General features: G+C 44.5%; 25 protein-coding genes and 1 pseudogene. 10 read left to right on the top strand and 16 right to left on the bottom strand.

What is annotated here, in order from left to right:
• Positions 1 to 10 precede the first annotated feature (10 nt).
• On the top strand, positions 11 to 514 hold the full coding sequence (locus P3T48_RS06200; protein WP_081978992.1) for a hypothetical protein: 504 nt from the start codon (positions 11 to 13) through the stop codon (positions 512 to 514).
• A 94-nt stretch (positions 515 to 608) separates the two neighbouring features.
• On the opposite strand, the gene P3T48_RS06195 is transcribed toward P3T48_RS06200, so the two are convergent.
• From P3T48_RS06195 to P3T48_RS06165, 7 genes are all read right to left on the bottom strand, one after another.
• Entirely contained in the window at positions 609 to 2,012 is a 1,404-nt protein-coding gene (locus tag P3T48_RS06195; RefSeq protein WP_276506035.1) for an OmpA family protein, read from the bottom strand.
• Between the two features lie 29 nt (positions 2,013 to 2,041).
• Positions 2,042 to 3,508, bottom strand: coding sequence for a MobV family relaxase (mobV, locus tag P3T48_RS06190; protein WP_276506034.1), 1,467 nt, complete (start codon positions 3,506 to 3,508; stop codon positions 2,042 to 2,044).
• 245 nt (positions 3,509 to 3,753) lie between these two features.
• A complete protein-coding gene (locus P3T48_RS06185; RefSeq protein ID WP_276506033.1) occupies positions 3,754 to 4,614 on the bottom strand; it encodes a hypothetical protein in 861 nt (286 codons plus the stop codon).
• Between the two features lie 97 nt (positions 4,615 to 4,711).
• Complete coding sequence (locus P3T48_RS06180; protein ID WP_276506032.1) at positions 4,712 to 5,206, bottom strand: hypothetical protein; 495 nt, start codon at positions 5,204 to 5,206, stop codon at positions 4,712 to 4,714.
• Positions 5,207 to 5,230: 24 nt separating this feature from the next.
• Positions 5,231 to 5,590 carry a hypothetical protein gene (locus tag P3T48_RS06175; RefSeq protein WP_258982467.1) on the bottom strand — a complete coding sequence of 120 codons (360 nt, stop codon included), beginning with the start codon at positions 5,588 to 5,590 and terminating at the stop codon, positions 5,231 to 5,233.
• 15 nt (positions 5,591 to 5,605) lie between these two features.
• Positions 5,606 to 6,052 (bottom strand): hypothetical protein, encoded by a 447-nt coding sequence (locus tag P3T48_RS06170; protein WP_276506031.1) that lies wholly within the window; start codon positions 6,050 to 6,052, stop codon positions 5,606 to 5,608.
• Between the two features lie 11 nt (positions 6,053 to 6,063).
• The gene (locus tag P3T48_RS06165; protein ID WP_276506030.1) at positions 6,064 to 7,074 is read right to left on the bottom strand and encodes a hypothetical protein; all 1,011 of its coding nucleotides are present in this window, start codon (positions 7,072 to 7,074) and stop codon (positions 6,064 to 6,066) included.
• Between the two features lie 355 nt (positions 7,075 to 7,429).
• Between P3T48_RS06165 and P3T48_RS06160 the strand changes: the two genes are divergently transcribed.
• The 3 genes from P3T48_RS06160 (at position 7,430) to P3T48_RS06150 (ending at position 9,008) form a co-directional block, all read left to right on the top strand.
• Positions 7,430 to 8,062, top strand: a complete 633-nt coding sequence (locus P3T48_RS06160) for a recombinase family protein (RefSeq protein ID WP_276506029.1) — start codon at positions 7,430 to 7,432, stop codon at positions 8,060 to 8,062.
• Positions 8,063 to 8,101: 39 nt separating this feature from the next.
• Positions 8,102 to 8,806 carry a restriction endonuclease gene (locus tag P3T48_RS06155; protein WP_264905490.1) on the top strand — a complete coding sequence of 235 codons (705 nt, stop codon included), beginning with the start codon at positions 8,102 to 8,104 and terminating at the stop codon, positions 8,804 to 8,806.
• Positions 8,807 to 8,867: 61 nt separating this feature from the next.
• Positions 8,868 to 9,008 (top strand): hypothetical protein, encoded by a 141-nt coding sequence (locus P3T48_RS06150; protein WP_276506028.1) that lies wholly within the window; start codon positions 8,868 to 8,870, stop codon positions 9,006 to 9,008.
• A 325-nt stretch (positions 9,009 to 9,333) separates the two neighbouring features.
• Here the strand turns inward: P3T48_RS06150 and P3T48_RS06145 are convergent, their stop codons facing one another.
• The 4 genes from P3T48_RS06145 to P3T48_RS06130 form a co-directional block, all read right to left on the bottom strand.
• A complete protein-coding gene (locus P3T48_RS06145) occupies positions 9,334 to 9,834 on the bottom strand; it encodes an SLOG family protein (protein ID WP_276506027.1) in 501 nt (166 codons plus the stop codon).
• A 1-nt stretch (position 9,835) separates the two neighbouring features.
• Complete coding sequence (locus tag P3T48_RS06140) at positions 9,836 to 10,414, bottom strand: hypothetical protein (protein WP_058322074.1); 579 nt, start codon at positions 10,412 to 10,414, stop codon at positions 9,836 to 9,838.
• A 552-nt stretch (positions 10,415 to 10,966) separates the two neighbouring features.
• Complete coding sequence (locus tag P3T48_RS06135) at positions 10,967 to 11,137, bottom strand: hypothetical protein (protein ID WP_276506026.1); 171 nt, start codon at positions 11,135 to 11,137, stop codon at positions 10,967 to 10,969.
• A gap of 278 nt (positions 11,138 to 11,415) precedes the next feature.
• Positions 11,416 to 11,799, bottom strand: a complete 384-nt coding sequence (locus tag P3T48_RS06130) for a single-stranded DNA-binding protein (protein WP_117701448.1) — start codon at positions 11,797 to 11,799, stop codon at positions 11,416 to 11,418.
• A gap of 18 nt (positions 11,800 to 11,817) precedes the next feature.
• Between P3T48_RS06130 and P3T48_RS06125 the strand changes: the two genes are divergently transcribed.
• Positions 11,818 to 12,015: a hypothetical protein gene (locus P3T48_RS06125; RefSeq protein ID WP_141565419.1), complete on the top strand. Its 198-nt coding sequence runs from the start codon at positions 11,818 to 11,820 to the stop codon at positions 12,013 to 12,015.
• 536 nt (positions 12,016 to 12,551) lie between these two features.
• Here the strand turns inward: P3T48_RS06125 and P3T48_RS06120 are convergent.
• From P3T48_RS06120 to P3T48_RS06110, 3 genes are read right to left on the bottom strand one after another with little or no spacing between them, the layout of a single operon-like run.
• Positions 12,552 to 12,728 carry a hypothetical protein gene (locus tag P3T48_RS06120; RefSeq protein WP_010537206.1) on the bottom strand — a complete coding sequence of 59 codons (177 nt, stop codon included), beginning with the start codon at positions 12,726 to 12,728 and terminating at the stop codon, positions 12,552 to 12,554.
• Positions 12,729 to 12,732: 4 nt separating this feature from the next.
• Positions 12,733 to 12,987 (bottom strand): DUF6926 domain-containing protein, encoded by a 255-nt coding sequence (locus P3T48_RS06115; RefSeq protein ID WP_106813560.1) that lies wholly within the window; start codon positions 12,985 to 12,987, stop codon positions 12,733 to 12,735.
• Positions 12,987 to 13,568, bottom strand: a complete 582-nt coding sequence (locus P3T48_RS06110; protein WP_276506025.1) for a hypothetical protein — start codon at positions 13,566 to 13,568, stop codon at positions 12,987 to 12,989. The genes P3T48_RS06115 and P3T48_RS06110 overlap by 1 nt, the downstream gene beginning before the upstream one ends.
• Positions 13,569 to 14,783: 1,215 nt before the next feature.
• Here P3T48_RS06110 and P3T48_RS06105 point away from each other — a divergent pair.
• The 5 genes and pseudogenes from P3T48_RS06105 to P3T48_RS06085 all read left to right on the top strand — a co-directional run bounded on the left by P3T48_RS06105 (position 14,784) and on the right by P3T48_RS06085 (position 21,469).
• Positions 14,784 to 15,686 (top strand): Abi family protein, encoded by a 903-nt coding sequence (locus P3T48_RS06105; protein WP_276506024.1) that lies wholly within the window; start codon positions 14,784 to 14,786, stop codon positions 15,684 to 15,686.
• 184 nt (positions 15,687 to 15,870) lie between these two features.
• Positions 15,871 to 16,032, top strand: a pseudogene (locus tag P3T48_RS06100) (leucine-rich repeat protein); the annotation flags it as partial.
• Positions 16,024 to 18,378, top strand: coding sequence for a leucine-rich repeat domain-containing protein (locus P3T48_RS06095; protein ID WP_276506102.1), 2,355 nt, complete (start codon positions 16,024 to 16,026; stop codon positions 18,376 to 18,378). The pseudogene P3T48_RS06100 and the gene P3T48_RS06095, both read left to right, overlap by 9 nt.
• Positions 18,379 to 18,602: 224 nt before the next feature.
• On the top strand, positions 18,603 to 20,225 hold the full coding sequence (locus P3T48_RS06090; RefSeq protein ID WP_276506023.1) for a helix-turn-helix domain-containing protein: 1,623 nt from the start codon (positions 18,603 to 18,605) through the stop codon (positions 20,223 to 20,225).
• 341 nt (positions 20,226 to 20,566) lie between these two features.
• Positions 20,567 to 21,469, top strand: a complete 903-nt coding sequence (locus P3T48_RS06085; RefSeq protein WP_276506022.1) for an Abi family protein — start codon at positions 20,567 to 20,569, stop codon at positions 21,467 to 21,469.
• Positions 21,470 to 21,769: 300 nt separating this feature from the next.
• Here P3T48_RS06085 and P3T48_RS06080 read toward each other — a convergent pair whose 3' ends face one another.
• Entirely contained in the window at positions 21,770 to 24,265 is a 2,496-nt protein-coding gene (locus P3T48_RS06080; protein WP_276506021.1) for a glycoside hydrolase family 2 TIM barrel-domain containing protein, read from the bottom strand.
• Between the two features lie 482 nt (positions 24,266 to 24,747).
• Positions 24,748 to 25,149, bottom strand: coding sequence for a DUF5053 domain-containing protein (locus P3T48_RS06075; protein WP_158463500.1), 402 nt, complete (start codon positions 25,147 to 25,149; stop codon positions 24,748 to 24,750).
• Positions 25,150 to 25,318: the final 169 nt, after the last annotated feature.

Genomic DNA, 25,318 nt, shown 5'->3' with positions numbered 1-25,318 from the left:
GATAAGAGATATGGCAAAGAAGAAGCATAAAGGACATTACTGTAAGATTTGTGGTGAATACAAGCCGAACGAGTCATTTTCGAGGAAAGGTCATGTCCAACACATCTGTAAGGAGTGCATGGGTGAGATGAAGAAAAGCAACAAGAAGATTTTGGACTTGCCTTTCGGGGACAATGAGTTTGAGATCGTTGATGCCGATGAATATATCGATACTATTTTATATGGCAACAACGAAGAACGAGAAAACAAGACTTTCAAGAAACTCAGCCGTGAACAGAAAATGGTGTTGAAAGCGATAGTGCAAGATGAAGTTACGTTCTATTGGCAAGCCCATCGACAGATACCAGTAAATGACAAGTTAAAACAACTCAGAAGTTCTGTCAATACTGTAGTATATGAACAGTTGGACTTTGCCATAAAGGATGACACGATGTTCAAAGCTTATATACAAGAGCAAGTCATCACTGTCATAAACAAGATATTGCGACAGGAGAAAGAACAAAACAACCAATAGCAGAAAGAGTCCATTCATCACGAACGGACTCTTTCTTTTGATAATCATTGTTTTGCAGATTACCGCTTATCGTATGAATGATAGTAAAACACATTTACTGTGCAAATAGTCTGACAGCCGTATGACGGTTGACTGCAATTGGTGAATACTTATCAATACCGCCCTTACTTTTTGATATTATCATGGACTTGTCAATGCCTCTTGCCACAAGCTGTTGCGTGATATAATCCGCTCTTGACTTGCTGAGAGGATTGTTGATGCCATCGTTTCCTGTGGCACTGTCGGCAGCACCAACAACGGAAATTTTGAGATGATAAGCCTTTGCTATACGAGCAAGCTCATCCAAGTTTGCCATCTGTGAAACGTCAACCAACTGCGCGGTTCCAATCTTAAAAAAGAAGAAAACTGGCGAACCGATGCACTTGGTTCCACCTGTCATTTCTGCAACGTATTTGTTCCAAGAAACAGAATCGGAAACAGAGAAACTATACTCCAGAGAGCGGCTTGTTTTTGGTTTTCCCATGCCATTCCAATCCTTGTGAGCCAATCTTGCACGGAGCGAGTTCAAACCGCTGTAGTCATTTTTCGGGTAGATGCGATGCTCCGTACTATCCGCATAATATGTCAGGCGGTCGGCATAGGCTTTCAGCAATCCTTCAATCTCCAAGATTTTTCTCATCTCAACGATGACATTGGCATCCTCCGCATGAGCTTTGCTTAACTTTTGGTTGCGAGCCAACAAATCATTGGTGTAATCTGCCAGCCATTTGTTCTGGTTGATATAAGGAGTGGCATCTACAACCTTCTTCCAACCGACCTTTCCGATGTTGAAAGTCAGTCCGGCAGACAAGGTGAACAAATTGTCACCAAACTTATTGGATGCGCCCACACCATCAAAGTCACGGAATGTGGTTGCGCCACCCAATTCCATGTTGACCGCCAAACGCTTTGTTAAATGATATTGTCCAATCACACCATAGTTGATGACAAACGGACTCTTGCCGTTATCCTCGTTATGGATAATACCGCAACCAGCATACGGAATGAATCCCCATCTTTGTGTGGTGGCATGGTCTTTGACAAAACTGTTGGTCACATTCCAAAGAAAATCCGCATGAACCATCTTGTAATCACGGACATTCTTGCTGGCATCCTTGAACTGAAAACCTTGGAAACTCAACCGCCCCCCAATCTCTGGCGTGAACCACTTTCCTGCCTCTATTGCCAAGGAAGGTTTCATCCTGTCGAACAAGTTTCCTTTACCATGCGGTTTTCCTACAAAAGCGGAAGTGCCACCCGATACACAAACGAACCAGTTGGAAGACCATGCAGAAGGAACTGCCACTTCTTTGAGGTATGTAGGCTCAATCTGTCGGAGCATATCCTCATTTATGCCAGACGGCACCAAATCATCCGTGCCATCATCCATAGTCTCTGCATTGACTTGCATTTGTCCGCATAGGCACAATGCCATCATAAATATTGCTTTTCTAATCATAAATTTCAATTTGTCGATTATTTATTCTATTAACGCTTTCTACTCTTGCTGCCTTTCGGTCGCATCATCCTGTTTGCCATCGCAAGGCAACGGTGCGCCCAACGCCTGTCATCCTCGTCTTCGTTACGTCCCCATTTCATGTCATTGCTGCCACCGCCTCCGCCACCTTGCCCTTCGGCGAATGTCGTGGCTTGGTCGATGTAGCCAAGGTATAATAAGGTGGCACAATGAAGAACTTCGGCAGTGTGCTCGGCTATGGTTTCCAATGGCGAACCGTCAAATGCGACTTTGATTTCAGGTGGCAACAATGTCATCTTAGAACGGTAGTCAGTGACCATGCTTTCCAACATAGCAGTCTTGATAAGTGTGCCAGCACCAGTCTGAGCTTCACGAGAGAACTGCATGGCATCCTGTCGAAGCGTCTCTGTCCGCTCCTTGACAAACTCCATGTCCTTGTTCAACTCATCCAACTGCTGGTCAGCTACAGCGAGCTTGTCTTTCTTGTCAGCCAGTTTCTCATCAACGGAAGCCAACTCATTTTGTAATTTTTCCAACTTCTGCGACAAGATGGAACTATCTCCTTCCTTGTTGGCAATCTGCATCTTCAACTTGTCAATCTCCAACATCTTCTGATGTTTCTCTTCTTCCAGATGTTCCACCATAGAAGAGAGACCTTTCACACGACGTTCTGCCAGTGCTATTTCCACCCGAAGGTCGCTTACAGCTTTGTTAAGGTTGTCCAGCTCCTCTTCCTTTGAAGAACATTCCTCGGACAGGTGTTTACGGTATTCCTCCGTAGGTCTGTGTCGTTGCCGAGTCTCCGTTTGGCTCGTTCCACGCACCAGTCCCCAAGGCTCATTGACCATCGCCAACTCGTCATGAAGTTTCGATGTACGTTGACTATATTCCCGATTGTTGGCACCTGCGAAGATTTCTTTGAAGGCAAACTTGCCGTCCTTGATTGGCAGAAGAACGCAATGGATGTGTGGTGAAGTCTCGTCCAAGTGTACATAGAAGGCAACGATATTCTCTTCACCATACTTTCCTGCGACAAAATTATAAATGTCCGTCGCCCATTGCTCAATCTCAGGCATACGCTTGACTGCATAATTTTCCTTGTTGTCACCAGGCTTAAATACAACCTTTTGTTCACCGAAGGCAAGTTCTCGCATCTTCCACTGTGAACCGCTAAAAATGAAATCCGCTACAGTTCTGAAGCGTGGCTCTGCCAACCCCTCATTCTTGTCTTTGATGCCACGAGCTGCCAAGTTCTCAGCCATCAACTGTGGAATATACTTACTCTTGTCGATAGGTGCTATCTTTCCTCCCTTGGAAATTTGGAAGTTCAGATGCTGTCTGCCGAGGTCATAGTTGCCTTTTGCAATAGCCACCTGCCATGCCCTGTCGCTCCAGTTGCGTTGGTATTCACGGCTGAGAGCGGCGGCGCATCCCTTACGCCCCCTGACGTTCAAAACCTGCTTTGCTATTCTTTCCATATCTCTGATATGCTTATATGTGTCAGTAAAAACAGTGTCCCAGCTTGCTGCCTTGGCGGACACTCTCCCGAAGACTTTTAGGTCGTAGGGGTAATGAGTTACCACACTCCCTAAATTCGTGAACAGCGGGCAAGCCCGATGCGCTAAAAAAGGCAAGCCACGACGAGTGCGATATGCCAGTACCGAACCGTGAGGTCTTAAAAGGAGAATGTCCGTAAGGCAGCTATAATGGAACAGAATGAACTCTACTTATGGTTGTCCGCCTTGGCGGTTACAACTGGCTTGGCAGCTGTCTCAACTGTTGAGGTAGGACAGCAAGCCTTATAAGCGGAACACAGGGATTGGAAAAGGCTCATGTCTTCTGCTGTGTTCAATTTGACGGAAGCAGACTTTCCATGACTGGCGATTTCGGGCAGTTCCTTTATCAGAAGAAACAACTGGAGCCAGTCTCGATTGAGAACACGAGTGAAGAACTTGAAGATTGCGTTACGCAACTGAAGTTTGTTATGTTCTTCCTCATCTACAAGAGGCATACAATCTACAAGTCTGCCAATCATGTAAGTGGCAATATCATCAGATGAAAGTTGGTTGTCAGATGATGTAGAAGCAGAGTTGTTTTCTTGCGATAATGCTACTGCACCCTTTACAATCTGACCACAAACAACGGCAGTCTCTTCTGTGGTGGAAGTGCCATTGAACCAACTGTCCATTGTGAAACGGATGATTGGTTCCAATATGCTATTTCGCATTGTCGGAGCGTTACCGTCCTTCATGCCAATCATCGTGATGATGGTGTATTTCGTTTCAAACTCCTTGCAGAGTATCAGCCCATGTTCCGTTAATTTTTCGAGGAACTGACGCACGGTGGCACGATGCCAATGCCAGTCCTCTGCAAGTTGAGTTTTGGTTGTGATAAACTGAAAATCTTTCAATTCATCTACCACTTCCTTGCTTACGGCTTTCGGCACGTAGTGTTCACAAGCCTTGTCCAGCAGATAGCAGAACGCTTCGTGTTTGGAATACCGCTCGTTATGTCGGTCCTGTAGAGATGCCAGAAAGCCGACAGAGAGACTTACCTTTATATTTTCCTTTGGTATATGTTTCATTGAAAATGTCTTGTTGATGTTGTGAAATAATGATTCTCATTTTAGACTGAGTGTTGTAGAATGTGCCAAGTACCAAGTGGCATATTCCAAGAATGGACTAAAAGTAGAAGTTTACGATGTCCTCAGGACATTGCGCCAAGTGTCTGCCACTGTCAGGACATTGTGCCTTGAAGATGACCTTTGAGGACGGATAGTAGATGGATGCCACCAAGAGCAAGCCCACCATCACTCCCAATGTGTACAGATAGGGAGTGAACATAAACACCAATGAGGCTGTAAAAGCGATGGCACATGATTTCCTGTTGTCATGCAACCTATGCAGCAGATTGTCTGCATAGGAGAACTTGAACAGCAACAATGCCAACAGTGCCGTTACATGAGCACCAATCTCGTTGGGCTGTACTTGATATGCCACGAAACTGAACACCAATATTGCCATCAGCAACAGCAATGTGTACAGTTTCCGAAAATTATGCGAAAACACCATGCGGAGATAAAATCTCTGCATCATCCGATTGTTCTTTCTGTAGCACATCGTTGATGCCAAGAGAAGAAGCATAGGGAAGAAAAGAAAGATAATCTTGAATATCATAGATCAAATTGTAATGTAAAACGGTCAATAACCTTCGAATAGCTCCAACTCAATAATTCCATAGGTGACTTCCATGAAAAGTCGCTCGACATCCGTCATTGTCAAAGCATTTGAAGCAAGGCGTTTCTTGAAACCAGCATCCTTTCTCATAAGAATCTTGGCACTTCGGTCAATGTCAAGCAGAGGAATATGCCACTCCTGCCCACGGACATAATCATTGTTGGAATGACAGGCTCGAAGAGTCAGACACCGACAGCAGACGGTCTGAACCATGCCATGCCGTGAAACGGCGGTGTCTTTCCAATGGAACGAACTGCCAACGTCTATCCATGTGTGGCATTTGTGGATGATGTCCACGATGTTCTGAAGCTGCACGTCACTCATAAATGGAACGTAATGTCACATAAAACACATCAGCATGTCCGCCTTGTCACGCTTGTACTTGAAGAAGCCTGTCCTCGCTTGCAGTTCCATGTCGTGGCACAAGTCACCGTACATGAACTCCAAGGACTCATAGATTGTCACCATGACGGAGTGGACATTTCCATTGACATCCGTACTGGCATTCATCTTGTACATCCGCCCGAAATTAGGGTTGGAGAAGGCACAGCAGAACTGTCCGAACTCTGTATATACGGAAGTCACCTTGTGGTAAAGGATGACCAGTTCCATTTGGTCTTCAAAAAGGTTCATCACCTCTTCGAGAGTACAAGGCTTTTCCAACTTGAAGTCAAGCAGGACATAGCCGTCTTCATAGACTGGCTGTTCCATGCGCTCCTGGTTGATAAGCTCTGGCAACTGCAATGGTGCCAGTGCCAGGAAGTCGTTGAGAAATTTATGCAGCATAACTATTGTGTTTATAATGAAGAAATGTATAGCTTGATGAACATATCTGGTAACCCGTCTGTCATATTCTTGTCCATCTGCAAGGAACGGCTAAGACAGGCGATTGTGCCTAAAGCATCTATTGATAGTTGCACCAAATCCTTTCGCTGATTCTCTGAAAGCATCGCCATTCCGAAGTCATCAATGGACAGGAATGGTTGCAGTATCATCCAAAAATAGGCAGTCCGTTGTTCAGCGGAAGTAACCTTTCCACTCTTAATATCAGCAACGCAAGTCTGCGCATTGGCGATGATTCTTCGATTGGTACGAACCGCCATATAGGTCACGGCATCCCTTGCCGGTAAGTTTCCTTTCCTTGAAGATTGAGCAATCATCTTGCACACATCTTCTGTTCCACTTGTTATATGCGAAACCGACACGTCGCTCATCTCGTATAGATGAGATAGAAATGTTCTGAATAACCTATCCTCCGTTTTCAGAAAGGCGAGGAACTGTGATTTGTTGGCAATGCCTTCCTTCTTCACCTTCTCCAAGAAGAAATGATAGGTGGTCAAGATCCTTGTCTTGTCACCTTTATATAATGGTATGGTGTCCATACTCTCAAAAAACTTTGAAGCCACCAAGGAAAGGCTGTCCGTGTCCTTCTTACCTTTATAAGGGGAGGCGTTCATCTTCAACAGGAGCACATCCTTGAATGTCCTTCGCTTGGCGGTAGCTATGCGCATAAACTCGTCACGGATTGAGTCATGGACATTGGAAAATTCTTCCATCGGAAACGAATGTGCCTTTTTGATGGTGTCCCGTATCAGACAAGCAGAAACCGAGTCTTCTAAAGTACGCCATTTGGACATTTTGTCAGCAAGGTGTTCCATAGACAAATCCTTGTCTGATTTCATCCTTGAGAGGAACACCTTTTGCGCATCCAATGCCTCCCTTGCATCATGGAAAGACAGTTCACTGGCATTTTTTGAACAGGATGCCAGCAAAAGAATGGCAAGTGTGATGGCAGACAACATGGACATTTGTTTTCTTCCTCCAAAGTATGATATGCGAAAACTTGAAGTGCAAGGTTGTTTGCACTTCACCCTCAATCGGCTTTTTGCCGCAGATATGATAATGTTTATACTTTCCATTTCGGACTTTGTTTGAAATTTGCGGTGCGAATTTACGACTATTTATCGGGTATTCATTCAAACTAAATCAAACTTTATATTTTATTCTAATTCATACTTTATAGCATGATATGAAATGATAATATATCCAAGAAAGTGCAGTACATCAATCTTTAATTAACTATAATAATTATCAGAGTATGATTATACTTTGATGGAATATAAGTATCTTTGTCGGCAAATTACAAATCAGTGTATAATAGCTATGGCAAAAGTAGGTTACATATTTAACTCGGAGCAGTATGACACATTCACCTTTGACCGGGCTTGGATGGAGAAGTATGGCTGTTGCCGTATCATAGAAGATAGTGCAAGCCAAGAGAAGACACGCCCGGAATGGAAGCAGCTCATGGATTGTCTGGAACGAGGTGATGAACTGGTCATATCGAAGTTCAGCAATGCGCTGCGTGGTGTTCGGGAATTGGCGATGTTCCTGGAGTTTTGCAGGGTGAAGGTGATAAGGATAATATCCATTCAGGATAAGATTGACTCAAAGGGGGAGTTGTTCCCAAGTACATCAATAGCCGATGTGCTTTTCATGTTCGGTTCGTTGTCCGAAGAGGTCGTAGCCTTGCGCAAGGCTACTGCCCATGTGGAATATATCAAGTCGGGTATTAAACCAGCCAAGAGTTCAACTCCAAAGAAAGGTATCGACCGTGAGAGGAACATCGTCAATATGTATAACAACAACTACACTATCGATGACATCTGGAAGGTCAGCGGCTTCAGGAGCCGCAGCTCTGTGTTCCGCATACTCAACAAGTATGGGGTGAAGCTGAACAGAGGCAAGTTCAGCGGACCGCTTGGCAAGAGAAAGCCCAAGGATGAGAATGAATAATCACTATAACATTCAAGTATATTCCAAAATTAAAGACGTATGACACCAAAAGAATATGAGCAATATATAGCAAGTATATTCCAAAATCAAGGATATAAAACTCTTGTAACTCCATACTCCAATGATTGGGGTATAGATGTTATTGCTATAAAAGGTAAAGAAAAAATAGCAATTCAAGCTAAAATGTATGGAAATAAAAGAAAAGTCAACAGAGCTGCCATTATGCAACTATATGGAGCTATGGCCTATCAAGACTGTACAAAAGCGGTAATTGCCACCGATGGAGAACTTCTTGATGATGCTATATCAGTGGCAAAGAAGCTGAAAATAGAGATATTGACGACAAAAACAAATTTTGTTTCAACTTTTCATAAAGAAAAAGAAGAGGAGAACTCAGATTCTATCCATAAAGATTTTCGTATGGAATATCCAACGTTTGATGAAGTCTGGAGAAAATACATTATGCCTTTAAAAGGAGTGACACTATGGAATACAAAAGGAGAAAATAAAATTCTGGATGTAAATTGGGGCGGTATTACAAGAATAACTTCAAATAAAAGACGAAGTTCTATCTCTATAGACGGTTTCCGTTTTGCATATAACGAATTAATTAGAAAAGGAAAAATAACAAGGGATTATATCAATCAAGAAGTAGATAAAAGATGTTCATCTGGCATCGTACTCATACTGGGACAAATTCCTTTTGTTTCCACAGTAAGAAATCCAACTTCATTGGAAATTTAAAGATTGTAGATATATCCCATAAGACGGAAAGACTTTTATTTCAAATAAATACTCCAACAAAATGAATTTATATCAAGTTGAAATCACAACTGAAATTGATACGGAGTGTATTCTTATAAATGCTAATGATGAAAATGAGGCAATAAGTATCGCACAGTATATGTTAGAAAATGGCGAGATAGACTTTGCGATAGGACATTAAATCATCAATATCACAGCATTTCTTGCTTGTTGAAAAATATTCAGCCTACAGATGCTGCTATACGATATTTTTTTTGTGGCTTCGAATACACGAACGCTTTCCGTCCACAAAGCCATAGCTATCTGCGCACGAAAAAGCACGCAAGATGTTCTGACCTTGTGGAATAATATTATTGGCAGATAAGGCAATTCCTTATCTGTCTCTTCTGAAATCATTTCGCTTGTCTCCGTGGAAAAGGCTTTTGAGCGTTCCGCCCAAAGCCTTGAACACGAAGAATACCACGAACAAAGATACGATGTCGTTCATAAGCTATAGTTTTCGTTTGTTATACTTGTGACTTGTACAGATTGATGATGTCCATCCCCATCGACTTGGCTTTTCGGCAAGTGTAGAACGTGCCGCCCTTGGGCTTGCCGTCGAAGAAAGCAATCAGTCCGCACGAATGAGAAAGCATATAATCATTTCGTCTGAGCAAGCATCCATTGAAATAGTACTTACTCAACAGGATAGCATCGTCCGCCTTGTCAAGAATATCCCAATAGCGGTCTTGCTCCCTTGCGCTCCACCTCTCGTTCTGACCGTCATAGGGAATGACGGCAATAAGTTTTAAATTGGTAAGTTCCGCTTTCAATGAAATCACCACTTCAGCAGCCAACATATCGAAGCCGAGTGCCATGCCACAATAGAAATTTGTGATACCCATAGCATAGAGCAGCCTTATCTTGCCCCTCAGTTTCTTCCTTATCTCGTCCTTGCGGTCTTCCGCTATCGTGCGATGTCCCGAAAAAGCCACGGAATTGGCTTTGATGTACTTTGTCTTATCCATATCACTTTGCATATTTATAGTGTGTGCGTCCCAAGAAAAGACCTCCCAATACGTTTCCGCCAAACATTTCCAACTGATTGGCAAAAATAGCATAGCTTGCGCCGGTCGTTACCACATCATCAAAAACATAGATGTCCTTGCCTTTGAAGTAGGCTTCATCAAACTCAATCACTTGTGTCTTAGTGATGCTCTTTTCCTTGTCATGGCGGTGCTCGTGTACTGCCAAGCGGTCGCCTGAAACGGATATGTGCGAATAGCCGTTGATGATGCCGCAAAGCTCGCTCACACGATTACAGAAAGCCATGTATCGACTCTCGTTCTTGGCTTGGGTGCTGGCTGGCACACATACAAACACGATGTCCTTTATCTTCTCACCACAAACTTTGATAAGATGTGCTGCGGTCATTTGCGCCACCTTCTCAAAAGCGTTGTCCCTTGCATCCTTGAACGCCCAAATCAGTTGGCGTGCAGCCACTGCGTCCTCGCCCACATTGCGAACTCTCACAGGGAAATACTTCAAGAAGAAATCCATCCTCTTGCTCAGCTGTCTCTTGATGCTGTCGTCTATCATTCTTACCATAGTCGGAAAAATTATTTGTGTTAAACTCAATTTTTATTTTCCCTATTTTCGGAAGCCTTTCGGCTTGCCCAAGGGATATTTTTCCGCCACGCAAAGGTGTTGGAAGGCAAAAAGACAAATCGGAAGCGAAAAATACGCTCTATATGCAAGGCACATAGAGGAAGATTTTTTGAAAAGCATCCATGATGCCCAATTTGGCATTTGCCACGCAACTGGTACCTTTGCGGAAAATATCCGAAGCGGCAAAGACGATGGACGAAATGAAATGACTATAAGTGCTACTACATAAGATTACAACAAGAAAAGGGTGGGTGTGGAACTGCGCCATCGGTGCAATTCCGCAAGGGTGGGACGAAGTGCTATAAAGAGAGAACGGTTTGCCGATTATAGCAGAAGGACGGAACAAAGATGCGGCAGGAGTAATTGGGAAACTCTCTTGGCATCCATGCCGAGTGTGTTTCCGCTCCAGCCTTCATGCCATGTGGCTTATTGCAGTAGCGACAGTTGGTCGCCACAGTCAAGGAGCCTTTTGGCATGAAATCTTTGTAACGGCTATAAAAGGGTAAACCATGGATTATAAAAGGAAGACGAGAAGCGAATATAAAAGATATGGGTGGGAGTGAAACTGCGCAACAGCCAGACAAGCAACTTAACGAAAGGGGTGGCATTGGTAGACAGCATGTAAGTGACGGTTGCGTCACGGATGCCGTTAGCCAATGCCATTCTGTTCGTGCTTGTCCTTCGGCAAATGGTCATTCTTCATCTTTCGGGATCTTACTCCCGATAAATAAAGAATGTCGCTTTGACGAACTGTTGGTGCGGTTTCGCAGATGGGTGGGACAAAGTAATAAAAAGGGAAGACGGCTTGACGCTTATAATAGCAGTACGCATGCGGTTATAAGAGTAAACTTGCTAATAGTGAGTATAAAAGTAAACATGGTTGTATGAGCAAAACAAAAGCGACCGAAGCCGCTTTGTTTATTGGAGAGAATGAAGAAATCCTATTTCTTGCCTTTCTTGGTAGGCTTTTCAGGCTCTGCCGCTGGAGTTTCCTCCTTGTCTGGTGTAGGATAGAACTTGTTTGCGATGAAGACGATGCGGTTGTGCTTGGTGCCTTGCTGATCAACCCACTCGTCTGGTTTGAAGTAGCCCTCGACGGTGAGCAAGGTTCCCTTCTGCAGCTTGTCGAAAGAGTCAACATGCTCGTTCTTGCGCCATGCCTCCATGTTCATGAAAGCTGATACTCTGTTGGTTTCCTCACCATTCTTCTCCTGACGGCTGACTGCCAATGAGAAACGTGCTACTGAAGCGTTGGTGAACTGACGGATTTCTGCGTTGTTGCCTACGAATCCTGTTACTACGAAAGTGTTCTCGATCTTTTTCATATTGAATTACTTTTTGAAGTGAAACTTAATTTTTACATGCAATCCAAGAGCAGGGATGTGGCACATGAGGGCAGCACCATGAAAATCGACTATAATACTCGTTTTCTGTTGGCGGTGAGGAGAAAAAGGAAGATTATCGGCTATTTTATTGGTCACAGCGAAGCGACCGCACAAGACGGATTCCATCTGTCGAAGCATCACGCTACCTTTGCATAGGAAAAATAGTGGCTTCAAAAAATCGGTAATTCAGAAAAGGACGCAAGAACACCGTAACAGCATCGTATGGTACAATCATTTGCAGCAACCATCATCAATGCAAAGCACGTTTCCATGGCGTTTTGCCGTCAGCAACAATGGTTAACCAACAGGCAATATACTTTTCCGCATGGAGGGTGGTCGCATGAGCATATTGACCAAGACAAGCAGAAGGAGAACCAGCTTCGAAGGCTACTCCTATTTGTAGAGGAAAGTAAGCATGAGCAACCAACTACAATCGCAATGCTGCAAACAAGATCCATCCTCAGACAAAATGCTTCATTGTACGAAAAGCTCCAAGAAAGGCGTAGTCGCAGATTTTGTCTCATACAAAGAGGCAGGTCGCCATTTGGCGAATACAACCATCAAAGCATAGCCATATAAAAGTTTATCGGCAAACGATGAAGGGAGTTTGCCGTTTCATACAAAAGGGCTTTTACTGGCGGAAAGAAAAAAAAATGCCTGGCGAGTATAACCTTCACCAAGCATCCTTTTCGTCAGTCATAGACAAGAACGTCATCACGTCTTTCTACAATTTCCTTGCCATTGCGCAATTTCACTACGATGTCCTCACCATAGTCTGCAACAACGAAACCTTCTGTGCGTCCTCTGTAGGGTATCAGCAGTGTGCAACTGCAACCGATAATATCGGTCAATTCTTCGTATTCAAACATAGCTCTATAAAGTTTGTGGGTTCTCCGAATGATAAATCACCTTGCACTCCTCAACCTCTGCAGGTAGTCCAAAGGCAGGATAGTGCGAGAATGATGCGTTTCCGTCTTGGCTGAGTGGAGAAACAATCTCCACTTGCCATTTCTGCATGAAGCCATCAACCATCTTGATGTCTTCATCACTCAATCCCGTAGGGTCGCCATTGATGATATAGCATAATGCCCAAGTGGGGATTTTCTCTATCGTCTCAAATCTTTTCATCAGCTAAACATGAACTTGTTTATATAATAATAGGTGTCCTCGTTCTCATACTCATAGCCGTTGATGAAATCCATCATTTCATCATCGGTTCTGTCACCTTGCGAGATAGCCATCTTCTCACACCACTTGGCAATAGCATCTTGGCAAGTGTCAAAGATGTCCTCACAAGCATCCTCGAAAGGCTCGCCCGAAGAACTCACACAGCATTCCTCTGGGAAGAAGCCTTGCTCGTCATGGACATAGAAAATGTCGCATCCACATTCTATCTCACGATAACTGACGGAAAGTTCTCCACCAAGAACTTTGTTCAGTACATCAAAGAACTCCTCACAGGCAGACCATGCACTTTCGGTGTCAAAGGACAACAAGCTGATGTCCTCGTCTGCCTCAAACTCTGCCCAATAGATATGTCCTCTTACCGATATGCCCATCTTCTCATAGTCGATGCCATAGTGTTCCGCCAACTTGTAGAGATATACGTTCTTGGTGTTCACCTCCATTGTTTGGAGCGTGTTCCAAAGGTCGGCTACCGCCTTGCGTTCGCCCATCACCTTGTACTGAGTGTCACAAATGTTTGCCATAAGTCTTCATTTTTTATTCCCTAATTTTGCATCTGCAATTTCGGGATTGATTAAAATTTTGTTGCCTCAAAAGGTGTCTGTGCTTTTCCTGCAAGGTTCTCTGCTAAAATACAACCTGCAAGGTGGAGATTTTAGCAAGAGACCATAGGCACTGACCTTGCAAGGAATATGGGTACAGACATTACCTTTGCAACCAAATTTATCAAAGCCCAGAAATGGTGATGAAGATTCAGGTAACGGAGTAACAATTAGAATAATTGAGAAATGAGAATAAAAGAGCTAAGAATGACTTGAAACAAGCGGTTACAAGTGGAAAGTAACAGAAATCATACAAGAGTTCTTACTGGCGGAAAGAAAGAGAGCGACACCCCAATACAACACATGGCATGGTTGGGCTATCGCTCCGCAATTCGTTCAGTTCATCCAATCCATTAGTATATATATCCTAAGATGAATGAATTTATATTTGTGTATTGGCTTTGGTTGGCAGCCATAGACAAGTAACACATCTTTTTTCTTTCCGCCAGTAAAAACGGTTCTTGAAATAAAAGTAACAGGGAAAATGGTTGTTGGGTAGCAAAATTTGTTGCACAAGATTTGTTTTTCATTTTGTTGGTTCTTTCTTGTCACCCAATAAAATGATGCTTACGTTTGAGTTTTCCTGTACCTGCTGATAATCAAGTAGGTAACAAATAATAAATATAGTCTTTCAATGTACAACGCTGATACAACGCCGAAAGCCCCACGCCAGTGTAAGTATATAGAAAGCACTCTTGACAACGAACAATGGAATCGTCCGAAGCCAATGAGGGCTGTATATAATACACCTCATGAGGCGTTCTTTGTTGCTTTGTTCTTGACTTGTCGTTGAATTTGCGAGATTCTTATAGCGTCAAAACCAAAGCGTACAAAAACGCCTTTTACCATATGTATGTCTGCCCAACCTCTGCCCATCGGGGCTTCCGGTATGGGTATAGACGTTACAAAGATAACACTTTTATCTTGGAAACCACTTTGTTTGGCTGGTAAAATCTGATTTTAAGGTTCGATTTAACATTATTAAATATAAATATGTCAAAGAATTCCACTTTTGCGTGATTTTTCTTGCTAAAAAGTTTGTATTATCAATGATTATTCGTATCTTTGCAATACGAGAACCCGCCAAGCCTCTCAACGATGCTCAAATGTGCGGGTCGTTTTTGTTTTTATAGGTATATGGCAACAAAAATTCCGTTCATAAAAACATACTCCACACCCCAAGAGTTAGTACAACTACTCAAAACAAGAGGTATGGAGATAACCGATGAAGAAAAGGCTCAGCATTATCTTTCCCACATCGGTTACTATCGTTTGTCTGCCTATATGTACCCATTGCTTTCTATTCCCAAGGAGCAACATCTATTCAAGCAAGGAGTGACTTTCGGTAAGGTTATGATGTTGTATCGCTTTGACAAGAAGCTACGCCTACTTTTATTCAATGAAATTGAAAAGATAGAGGTCGCAGTGCGTTGTGCAATCGTGAACTTTGGAACGGAAATGACAGGTAACCCTTTTTGGATGACTGATGCCAACAATTTCTCAAATCCGTCCAAGTTCAATCGCTCTATACGTCTTATAGAAGATGAACTGAACCATACAAAAGAGGATTTCATCAACCATTTCAAAGAGACATATACCAATCAGTACCCACCTTCATGGATGCTGACCGAGATATTGCCATTTGGTGTAATCACCAATATTTATTCCAACATCAAGAATAAGAAGATAAAGAAGCGTATTGCACAGTCTTTTGGCTTGCAAGTTGCACCTTTTGAATCTTGGCTTACCATTATCACTGTAACAAGAAACTCATGTTGTCATCATGCACGTGTATGGAATAGGGTATTCTCTATTCGTGCTACCATGCCAATCAGAATGTCACGTCCTTGGATTACCTTGCCGACAGATCCTTTGAAAGTGTACTTTGATATGTGCATCATCAAGTACTTCCTCGACATCATATCTCCAAATAACGATATGCTTGACAAGATGAACAGACTTTTTGCTACGTTTCCAGAAATAGATAAAGCAGCCCTGGGTTTTCCTTCTGGTTGGGAAAACGAACCTCTGTGGCAATAAAAGGCATATGGAGTGACTGCTAACCACCCCACATCACCCATATTTTCTGTAATTTTGGTGCAACAAAAGGTTAAAAACGTTAAATCTTCACCTTTTCGTATCTAAACAGAATCCACATTGCCACTTTTCTACCGTTTAGAGCGTATAGTATTGATAATCAACTGATAATAGATACGCATTCTGTTCTGCGCTAAAGAAGGTGACGTTGCCCAGCAGTCTGACAGATATACCCGACAAGTTGTTCTACGCTTGTGATGTGCTGAACGATATCGTTATTCCTACAAGCGTTAAGACAATGGGCAGAGGGGTGTTCTCAGGTTGTAAAGCGTTGGAGCGCATGACCATTGGCGATGGTGTGACCATCGGCAACAATCTGTTTTCTGACTGTGAATCGCTAAAGGAAGTTAAGTTGCCAGCAACGCTTACCACCATACCCGAATACACATTTAATAAATGTGTGTCGCTGAAAAAGGTGGAGTTTCCCACTGGGTTGATGTCGATTGAAAGATATGCCTTTGAAGGCTCTGGAATAGAAGAGGTGGTGGTGCCTGAAACCGTGACCAAGATAGCAGGCAGTTTTGCTAATTGCAAAAGCCTCAAACGCTTTGTATTCCCCAAGAATCTGGAGGCCATTGAAAACAGTATGTTTAGAAACTGCGAACTGTTGGCCGACATCACCTTGCCCACCAATGTGAAGACAATAGGCTCTTACGCCTTTGCGGGCACGCTCTTCGACAAGAGTGAGCTTCCCGCCACCGTTAACTCTCTTGGCTACAATGCTTTTGAAAACTGCAAACAACTAAAAGAGATGTTTATACCTGAGGGTGTGACCAGCATTCCCGAAGAGCTGTTCATGTCTTGTACAAGTTTGACGCGCGTGGTGTTGCCTTCTACTGTCAATCAGTTTTATGGCGGAAACACGTTCAAAGATTGTCCGCTCACCGATATTGTGTGCCACGCGCCTACGGCTCCCGAAGCCGAAAATTATGTTTTTGATGCTAAACATTATAGCTCCACCCGACTGATTGTGCCCGAGGGTTCAAACTACAACGACAAGTACCCATGGAGCCGCTTCAACCAAAAGACGGAGGGCGAGGGATTCATCACGCTCAGCAACCCTGTGTTCTCGAAAGAAAGTTGCACCTACACAGAACCCATCACGGTAACGATAACCAACCCCAACGCCTCTGGCACACTCTACTACAAGCTGGTGCCCGAAGGCACTGCAAAGGATGAAGTGGAATATGCTGTGTTCACTGAACCGCTGAAACTCAGCGAGCAGTCGGCAACAATATATGCCTACATCGTGGACGGCATAAACAGCAGCGAGTATGCGAGAATGACGTACACCTATGAGCCTCCCGTTGTCAAGAAGGTGGTGCTCTATGTATGCGGCAGACTGGTAGACGAGAAGAATGCCTATGATATATTTGGCGACAAGACCGTGAGCTACGACCCGAAGAGCGAGGTGCTGACACTCACCTGGGCTAATATCGATGCCACCAAGTTCAAGGCATCCAATATCATCAGCGGAAGCGGCGGCGACCTGACGATCCGCGTTGTAGGCCATTGCACGCTGAAAGCTCCTGGCACTCCTATCATGTATGGCCATCAATTAGGCGTACCTGGAGGAAGCAACCTGACCATCGTGGGCGACGAGAACAGTATACTGACCGTCGAGACTACGAACGAGGAAAAGGGTGGATACTCCTGCGGAATAGACATGTACTGCGGAAACCTGACCATCGACAACTGCACCGTGGTGGCAACAGGAGGTACTCACGGTTTATACACGAAGACAGGTCCTGAGGAAGGACTCACCTTGAGAGGCAAGCACGCTCTACTCAACCTCACCGGTACAGAATCTGCCATGGATCACGTTCAGTGGTTAGACCTCGACAAGATGCTGATGATTCTCGAGCCCGAGGGCGCTGATTTTTGGGATGGTTCCATCTGGCTGGGCAAGGAGAAGCAAACCCACGTAGTGATAGGAGCACCTCGTACTGACGACAATGTAGAGGTACCCGAGATAAGAGAAGAATATCAGACCAACTTCTCTTCCGACCTGACAGACCAGAAGACAGGAGAGGCTCTGAACGTGGAAAATGTAGTAATCAACAATGTCTACTACAATCTGCCTGCAGCAAATAATGATGGATTTGACGCCAAGGAACAGTGTCTCATCCTCAACACCTCCATGGATTACTACACGATGAACAAACGTATTCCTGCCGATGCCACCGTAACAGCAGACTTCGGAAGCTGGTACAACGGACTGATTATCGTAGTAAACGGAAAGGGAACTATCGATATCGACTATCAGACAGAAGGCGGTTCGCAACTGGCCGTGAAGATAGGTGAAGAAGAGGCCAAGTACTATGCTGCCGACATGCAAGGCAGAGTGCAGGTTCCTTATGATGTGGCGACACCACAGTATGTGTACATCTACAACAGCCAGTACACGGGTGACGAGAAAAAGGCTCCTGCAAGGGCTCGCGCCATGGCAGGCAAGAGTTGGCTGAAGATTTACGGCATGAAGATTACGCCACAGGAACCAACAGGCATCCACAACATCTTCGTCGACAGCGAAGGACGGCCTGTAACGGTGTACGACATGAACGGCCGAAAGGTGAATTACCCTGGAAAGGGAGTGTATATTGTGAATGGGAAGAAGATCATGAAGCGTCAGTAAAGTTCTTCTTCTGAATGTAGCAGCAGCGCCACAAAAAGCGCTGCTGCTTTTTTATACAATCCTTGTCCCCCGATTTGTCACATCGGTATAAGTTCCAACTCTCAATACACAAATAAACGCATTAAACTTTCGCTGGTTCAGAAGTTAAAAACAAAAATACATAGATTTATTTGGTATTGTCTCCAATTTAAACTATCTTTGCAGACAAGAATACCTATAAGATAATGAAAAGAATACTGCTAATCGTCCTGTTGCTTACTCTCCTATACCCCCAAGCTACAGACGCCCAAAAAACAAAGACAGATAGTCTGCTGCTCGTCATTGAGCAGCACGATCGTACACGTCTCATCTCTGCTGCCAACCAACTCATGGCTTTTTACTATAAGGAGGAAACAAGTGATGAGCCTCTCCGTTTCAACCACCACACCCCATCCGACTCTATCCGTATGTACACTTGGTACTGGACTTCCGAGCACTACCTGACGCACCATAAATACCAACAAAGTATCTGCTATAGTTTGTTCGCCCTACCCCTATGCCGAAAGAGTAAAAACCAACAGCTCTTGAGCGACTGCCTGTCAGTAGCAGCCATCGCACACTTCCGATTAGGTGCCTACGAGGAAAGTATCAAATATGCTATACAGACTCTACAAATCGACCGACGCTTAGGCGATAAGTCACGTATCAGTTCTTCACTCAACACCATCGCAGGCATCTATCTTGCTGCTCGCCTACCCCAGAAAGCACAAAACTATATTACAGAGGCTCTGAAAATCAGTCGCGAGATAAAAGACACGGCTCGTATAGCCATTCAGAGCGGAATGGCTGCAGAGATATTGCATGCTATAGGCAACGAAGCTTCCAACAAAAAGGCACTCGAATATGCGAGAACTGCTTACGAGCTCGACATGCAGCGAGGACGACCCGACCGTGCTGCCATACGTCTGTCACAACTATCGGATGCGCTCATCGCTTTAGGTCGCTACAACGAGGCTTGCATGGCTCTCCAGGTGGCTCTTTCCGAACTCGAAAAAGTAGGCAACCGCCAGTCGCTTGCTATCTGCCATAAACAGCTCGGTCTTATAGCCCGACTCACTGGTAAGCCGAAAGAGGCAAAATGGCAATACGAAAAAGCCGTAGACCTCTTTACCGCCATCGGCGACATACGTGGAGAGAGCAAAGCTCAGCACGAACTCTACTTGCTACTCAAGGAGCAGCACCCCCAACAGGCTGCTATCCACCTACAACGTTACTCGACACTGAAAGACTCACTCTACACACGTGAAACTGCCAACCGACTGGCAGCTAACGATGCTGAGTATCGAGCACAACAACTATTGGCAGAAAGCGCCAAAGAAAGATCCCAACATCTCATCCATATAATAGTCTTCACCCTGTTCATGGTGATACTAATCGCTACGACAACCTTCGTGCTACTGAGAAAAAGAAAACATAAAGGAGAAGACTACGTAGCCATCACCAATCATCAAGAACAAACAGTTGATGGTGAGACTCAAGAGACTGACGAGAAGTTTGCACAAACTCTTCGCTATGAAATAGAACAACGACTAACAGAGGGAATGATAAACCTTGAAGAACTGGCTTCTGCCATGTATATGTCACGTGGTCAACTCAACCGCCGTGTCAAAGCCCTGACGGGTCTTACCACTTCCAGCTACATCCTGAGTCTTCGTCTCGACATGGCTTGCAAGTTGTTGCTACAATTCCCCGACAAGCCTATCAACGAAGTGGCACAACAATGCGGTTTCGACAACTTCTCGTATTTCAACCGCCTGTTCAAGCGCGAGAAGGGTGTCACACCATCCGAATACAAAGGTTCCTGCTAAAATCGCAACAGCAGCTATACAAAGCGTACAGTTACGCCTTTTACCATATGTATGTCTGCCCAACCTCTGCCCATTGGGGCTTTCGGTATAGGTATAGACGTTACAAACGTAACACTTTTATCTTGGGAACCACTTTATTTGGCTGGCAAAGTATAATTTTAAGGTCTGATTTAACATTATTAAATATAAATATGTCAAAGAATTCCACTTTTGCTTGATTTTTCTTGCCGAAAAGTTTGTATTATCAATGATTATTCGTATCTTTGCAGCGTCAGTCCTCGCCAAGCCTCTTAACAATGCTCAAATCGTGCGAGGCGTTTTTTGTTTATACACATTTGAACATGGCGAATCTTATTTCCTTTACAAAACGGTTTGAATCTTCGGAAAATCTCGTTAATTTGCTTGAATCACGAGGTTTACAGATTTGTGACAGAAACAAAGCCATACAGTACCTTGACAATATTGGTTATTACAGATTGTCTGCTTATATGTATCCTTTGTTGAAGATGCCCAAAACAGCACATTTGTATAAGGAAGGTTCAACATTCGAAAAGGTGATGATGCTTTATCGCTTTGACAAGAAACTGAGACTACTCATGTTCAATGAAATAGAAAAGATTGAAATTGCTATCAGACGTGCGGTGATGCAAATAACAGCAGATATGACTGGCAATCCCTTTTGGCTTACTGACTCTTCTTATTTCTTGGATAGTTCAAAGTTCAATGAAACAATGCGAGCTATATCCAAGGAATATAGCAAATCTAAGGAGGAGTTCATTCTCCATTTCAAACGAACCTACTCAGAGCCATATCCGCCATCGTGGATTTTAGGAGAACTGCTTACTATTGGAAACGTCAATGCCATTTATCGCAACATTAAACAAAATCGCATACGCAAGCGCATTGCCAAACGTTTTGGTTTGCCTATCAATGTGTTTGAGTCATGGCTCACGGTTATTGCTGTTACTCGAAATGCCTGTGGTCATCATTCAAGAGTATGGAACAAGCAGAATGCTATTCAGCCAGCAATTCCCAATAGTCCTGCAGGAGAATGGATAACGCTACCAACAGATTCCATGCGTGCTTACTTTGATCTCTGCATCATCAAGTACTTTCTTAATGTTATATCCCCCAATAATGATATGCAATCCAAACTAACATGGTTGTTCATTCGGTTTCCTGAAATTGACTTAAAAGCTCTCGGCTTTCCGCAGGGATGGGAAACGGAACCATTATGGAGGTAATAACATGTGGATTGGCTACTGATCATTCACTCCCTTACATGGTTTTCTTTGTTTCCTTTTTATCATATTATAGGGTCGGTTCAAACGACCCCATCCAATCCATATCTATGTAATTTTGATGTGTAACTACTCAGTACCCATATGGAGAACTGATAGTTATAAATGCTATACTTGTGTTATCAGCCTTAAAACCCAAAGAAACTATTGCTTAATACTGGAGAAATTTTACTCCTATACTATATAAATGTTTTTTTAGCCTACAGGGCGAACGCATCAAAATGCGTTCGCCCTGCTTGTGGTTTACGATTTTGGTTGCTGTGTATTCATGCGCAGGCTTCCTGCTGACAGATTTCCACTCTTTACCTTCAGCTCCACCTTGCCTGCCTGACGACGGGAACGGAGAACGATACAGGCGGTACCCTCGTAAAGGCTTCGCGAGGCATAGCTTGCCAACTGCTTGTCACCTACTGGCAACTCTGACGAAGCCATATCGCCATTGCCTACTGCCACGATGTCGGCTTCGCCCTTCACCTCTATATGTAGTAAGTCATGAGCACTCAGCACGCGACGCCCCTTGCGGTCAACAGCAGTCACTCTCAACATCATCAAGTCTTTGCCGTCTGCATGCCAGTCGGTAGTTTCGGGCTTCAACTTCAGCGCCACAGCCTCTCCGGTAGTGGTAAGCTGATGACGCGCCACTACCTTTCCAGCCTTCCTTGCCACAGCCACCAATGTGCCAGGCTCATAAGGCACTGCATCCCAGCGTATGCGGTTGCGCAGTTTGGGATCAGCGTCATTCTTTTTTACTCCCAGGCTCCTGCCATTGAGCAGCAGTTCCACCTCATCGACATTCGTATAGGTATAGAGTGAGAGTTGCTCGCCCTGGTTTCGGTTCCAGTTTTCAGACAACCGTTGGGTAGCCACATTGATGCCGTTCCACTGCGTATCGGTGCCAGCCTTCTCAATGATGGCGATATGTACGAGTGGCTCTTCAGAGAACATACTCTTCACGAAGTAGGCATCAGGCTTGGGAAGCATGGTCATATCGAACACTCCCTTGTTCCATCCCTTCAGCGGCCAGCCCAAACTCTCGCCTAAGTAGTCGACAGCCCCCCAGTAGGCAAGTCCCATCACCTTGTCGAGATTCATCTCAAAGTAGTTGGGGCCCATGGCTTCTGTGCTCGCCTCGCTCTGATAGAATATCTTTTCGGGATAACGCTTCATGTCGCCGGGGAAGTACATATAACGGTAATTATACGAGTTGACCTCTGTGGCAACAGCCAGATCGGCAGGCAACGAGTCGGTATCGATATTGCGATAACGCGGATGCATCGCCACCGTGGTGAGACGGGTATGGTCATAGCGATGCAACAGTTGGCGCATCAGTCTGTAGAGGGTTACTCCCCAGTCGTTGAAGGGCATGTCGGCATGATGCTGCAGCTCGTTGCCTAAGCTCCATAGGACGACGGAGGGATGATTGCGGTCGCGCTTCACCCACTCAGGTATGTTCTTCTGCCAAAGGCTCAGGAAGTCTCCCCTGCCGCCAGTGAATTGCGAGTTCCATTTATCATACAGTTCGTCGACCACCAAGATACCATACTGGTCGCACAGGCGCAACAGGTCCTCACTGTAAGGATTATGAGATGTACGAATATGATTGAAGCCAAAGCGCTTCATGGTGAGTATCTGTTGCTCGATGGCACGAGGATAGGCTGCTGCACCAAGGGCTCCCAAGGTGTGATGATTGGCGTAACCCTTGAGCAACACTTTCTGTCCGTTGAGCAGGAGTCCGTGCTGGGGCGACAGTTCTATGGTACGCATGCCGAAGTGCTCACGTGTTTTGTCAGCCACTCTTCCTTCCTTGTCGTAGAGCGTCACCTCGGCAGTATAGAGATAAGGATGGTCGCACGACCACAGTTGGGCGCCCTCCAGCGTGATGGCTGGCAGTTCATATTCGCGGTCGCGCCACTTGGCATTAAAAGGCATGTCGGTTTTCTGCTGCGCCACTACTCTGCCTGTCATGTCGAGGATTTTCACCTCTATGGGCATCGCGCCTAAATTCTCTCCTTTCTGTTTCTTCTGTCGGTTTACTATCTCTGCCCTAATGTTCACCTCGCGGTTGTTGCGAGTGGTGATATAGAGTGGATGGCGAGGGAAATAGAGTTGGTCGTTGGTGATGATAAGGCGAACATCACGGAAGAGTCCGCCGCCCGTATACCATCGCGAGTTATTGGCAGCACGTGTATCTGTCCTCACTGCTATCTCGTTCTTCTCGCCGTAACGGAGCAACTGGCTCACGTCGATATCGAATCCCAAATAGCCATAGTCGGTTGCCCCTACATGCTGTCCGTTCACGTAGACATCGCCCACAAGCATCATGCCTCCGAAGTCGAGCATCACCCGTCTTCCCTTCCATTCTTCCTGGGGTATCAGTTCGTATCGATACCAGCCTATGCCCATCTCCTTGAACCCTCTTGCGCTGAGACGGCTTTTCACATTATTGGCAGCATCCTTGCTGTTGGCACGTTCGTCAGCCCCCGGTGCCACCCAGGGCTGATAGAGTTGGAAGTCGTGAGGCAGGTTGACGACCTCGCATCCCTGCATAGCTTCATCCAAGAGACTGTGATTCTGAATGTTGTCAGATGGCTGGCTGATACCTTTTATATCGCCGCGATGGAACTGCCATCCCCAGTTGATATCTATCGTATCTCGCACGGAAGCCTGTGCTGCCGTACTGCTCATCATAGCCCAGCCTGCCATGAGCAGCATGAGCCAAAAGTTCTTGTTGATTTTCATCCTTGTAGTTGATTAGTTTTTAATAATAGCACACAAATATACTAAATTACTATCATATAATGCAACTTTCGCATACGGGGAGTGAAGAGATGTTGGGGAAAATTAAGAAAAGTTGGGGGAAATTAAGAGAAGTTATGGGACAATTCCTACATCTTATACAAAAAGATGCAATAGGCTTCAACTGCTTACAAAGCCGCTTTCATTGCTCTACGAAATAGGCTTCATTGACCATCGAAGCCGCTTTCATATTTCGAGGCTTTTCTATTTTTGCCCTTTTCGGGCCTATCAGAGAAGCTTTCGGCTCTTTCAAAGCGATTTCTCGAAAGATATTCACCAGTGGAGCCGATTGCTATGTTTCACTCAGAATGACCACACTGGTCAGACTGGATTCAAAATATGCCCTTTTTAAAGTGGGCTCAGTAATAAGTAAAAGCCCCCGAAAGCATGAACTTTCGAGGGCTCGATTGTGTGATAAGTAAACTCTAAGCCAATTGCAAAGAGCTAATTCTTTTGCCTATCTCCTGGACAGCCTGGTTGAAGATGTTTTTTTGCTCAGTGCTGAGCGTATAGACGTGTCCACGCACTTCAGAGCCGTTGAGACGCTGCGAGAGCCATGCGGCACTCTTGCCGAAGTAAACTTCTGCGATGTAGCGAAGAGGAAGAAGTTTATAATCCTCTGTCTCTATCTGCTTGCGCAACACCTCTACATTATCTTTTATTTGCTCCATCTTTTGACCAATGAAAGCCTTGGCTTCCTCTCTGTCTGCATCATTGGCATGAGTCTTGATGTAGCTTAGAATCTCTGCCTTTCGAGCCTCGCTCTTGGCATCCTCCCTGCCTGCAAGAGATGCGTATTCCTTGAGTAATTCTGTGTTATTCTCCATATTTTTTTGTTTTAATTGGCTTGAATTTAAATCAATACTATTGTTTACTTATCACGACGCAAAGATACATAAAATTCTTTTAATAACCATACATAACATAAAATATTTTTTATGTTTAACAAAGATTTCCTTTTCAGCGCAATCAAACGCGTTTTTGCAGGTGATCCGA

This window comes from Segatella intestinalis (assembly GCF_029348455.1).
In the GTDB taxonomy this organism is placed as follows: domain Bacteria; phylum Bacteroidota; class Bacteroidia; order Bacteroidales; family Bacteroidaceae; genus Prevotella.
The sequence above is the reverse complement of the archived record's forward strand: the minus strand, read 5'-3'. Positions and strand labels throughout refer to the sequence as shown.

Excerpts from the sequence above, each read along its gene's own strand:
- P3T48_RS06170 (WP_276506031.1), bottom strand. The coding sequence starts at position 6,052 with ATGCTGCATAAATTTCTCAACGACTTCCTGGCACTGGCACCATTGCAG.
- P3T48_RS06200 (WP_081978992.1), top strand. The coding sequence starts at position 11 with ATGGCAAAGAAGAAGCATAAAGGACATTACTGTAAGATTTGTGGTGAA.
- P3T48_RS06080 (WP_276506021.1), bottom strand. The coding sequence starts at position 24,265 with ATGAAAATCAACAAGAACTTTTGGCTCATGCTGCTCATGGCAGGCTGG.
- P3T48_RS06115 (WP_106813560.1), bottom strand. The coding sequence starts at position 12,987 with ATGAAAAGATTTGAGACGATAGAGAAAATCCCCACTTGGGCATTATGC.
- P3T48_RS06090 (WP_276506023.1), top strand. The coding sequence starts at position 18,603 with ATGAAAAGAATACTGCTAATCGTCCTGTTGCTTACTCTCCTATACCCC.
- P3T48_RS06085 (WP_276506022.1), top strand. The coding sequence starts at position 20,567 with ATGGCGAATCTTATTTCCTTTACAAAACGGTTTGAATCTTCGGAAAAT.
- mobV (WP_276506034.1), bottom strand. The coding sequence starts at position 3,508 with ATGGAAAGAATAGCAAAGCAGGTTTTGAACGTCAGGGGGCGTAAGGGA.
- P3T48_RS06155 (WP_264905490.1), top strand. The coding sequence starts at position 8,102 with ATGACACCAAAAGAATATGAGCAATATATAGCAAGTATATTCCAAAAT.
- P3T48_RS06195 (WP_276506035.1), bottom strand. The coding sequence starts at position 2,012 with ATGATTAGAAAAGCAATATTTATGATGGCATTGTGCCTATGCGGACAA.
- P3T48_RS06160 (WP_276506029.1), top strand. The coding sequence starts at position 7,430 with ATGGCAAAAGTAGGTTACATATTTAACTCGGAGCAGTATGACACATTC.
- P3T48_RS06175 (WP_258982467.1), bottom strand. The coding sequence starts at position 5,590 with ATGAGTGACGTGCAGCTTCAGAACATCGTGGACATCATCCACAAATGC.
- P3T48_RS06140 (WP_058322074.1), bottom strand. The coding sequence starts at position 10,414 with ATGGTAAGAATGATAGACGACAGCATCAAGAGACAGCTGAGCAAGAGG.
- P3T48_RS06120 (WP_010537206.1), bottom strand. The coding sequence starts at position 12,728 with ATGTTTGAATACGAAGAATTGACCGATATTATCGGTTGCAGTTGCACA.
- P3T48_RS06130 (WP_117701448.1), bottom strand. The coding sequence starts at position 11,799 with ATGAAAAAGATCGAGAACACTTTCGTAGTAACAGGATTCGTAGGCAAC.
- P3T48_RS06145 (WP_276506027.1), bottom strand. The coding sequence starts at position 9,834 with ATGGATAAGACAAAGTACATCAAAGCCAATTCCGTGGCTTTTTCGGGA.
- P3T48_RS06185 (WP_276506033.1), bottom strand. The coding sequence starts at position 4,614 with ATGAAACATATACCAAAGGAAAATATAAAGGTAAGTCTCTCTGTCGGC.
- P3T48_RS06135 (WP_276506026.1), bottom strand. The coding sequence starts at position 11,137 with ATGGCATTGGCTAACGGCATCCGTGACGCAACCGTCACTTACATGCTG.
- P3T48_RS06110 (WP_276506025.1), bottom strand. The coding sequence starts at position 13,568 with ATGGCAAACATTTGTGACACTCAGTACAAGGTGATGGGCGAACGCAAG.
- P3T48_RS06180 (WP_276506032.1), bottom strand. The coding sequence starts at position 5,206 with ATGATATTCAAGATTATCTTTCTTTTCTTCCCTATGCTTCTTCTCTTG.
- P3T48_RS06165 (WP_276506030.1), bottom strand. The coding sequence starts at position 7,074 with ATGTCCATGTTGTCTGCCATCACACTTGCCATTCTTTTGCTGGCATCC.
- P3T48_RS06075 (WP_158463500.1), bottom strand. The coding sequence starts at position 25,149 with ATGGAGAATAACACAGAATTACTCAAGGAATACGCATCTCTTGCAGGC.
- P3T48_RS06150 (WP_276506028.1), top strand. The coding sequence starts at position 8,868 with ATGAATTTATATCAAGTTGAAATCACAACTGAAATTGATACGGAGTGT.
- P3T48_RS06105 (WP_276506024.1), top strand. The coding sequence starts at position 14,784 with ATGGCAACAAAAATTCCGTTCATAAAAACATACTCCACACCCCAAGAG.
- P3T48_RS06095 (WP_276506102.1), top strand. The coding sequence starts at position 16,024 with ATGACCATTGGCGATGGTGTGACCATCGGCAACAATCTGTTTTCTGAC.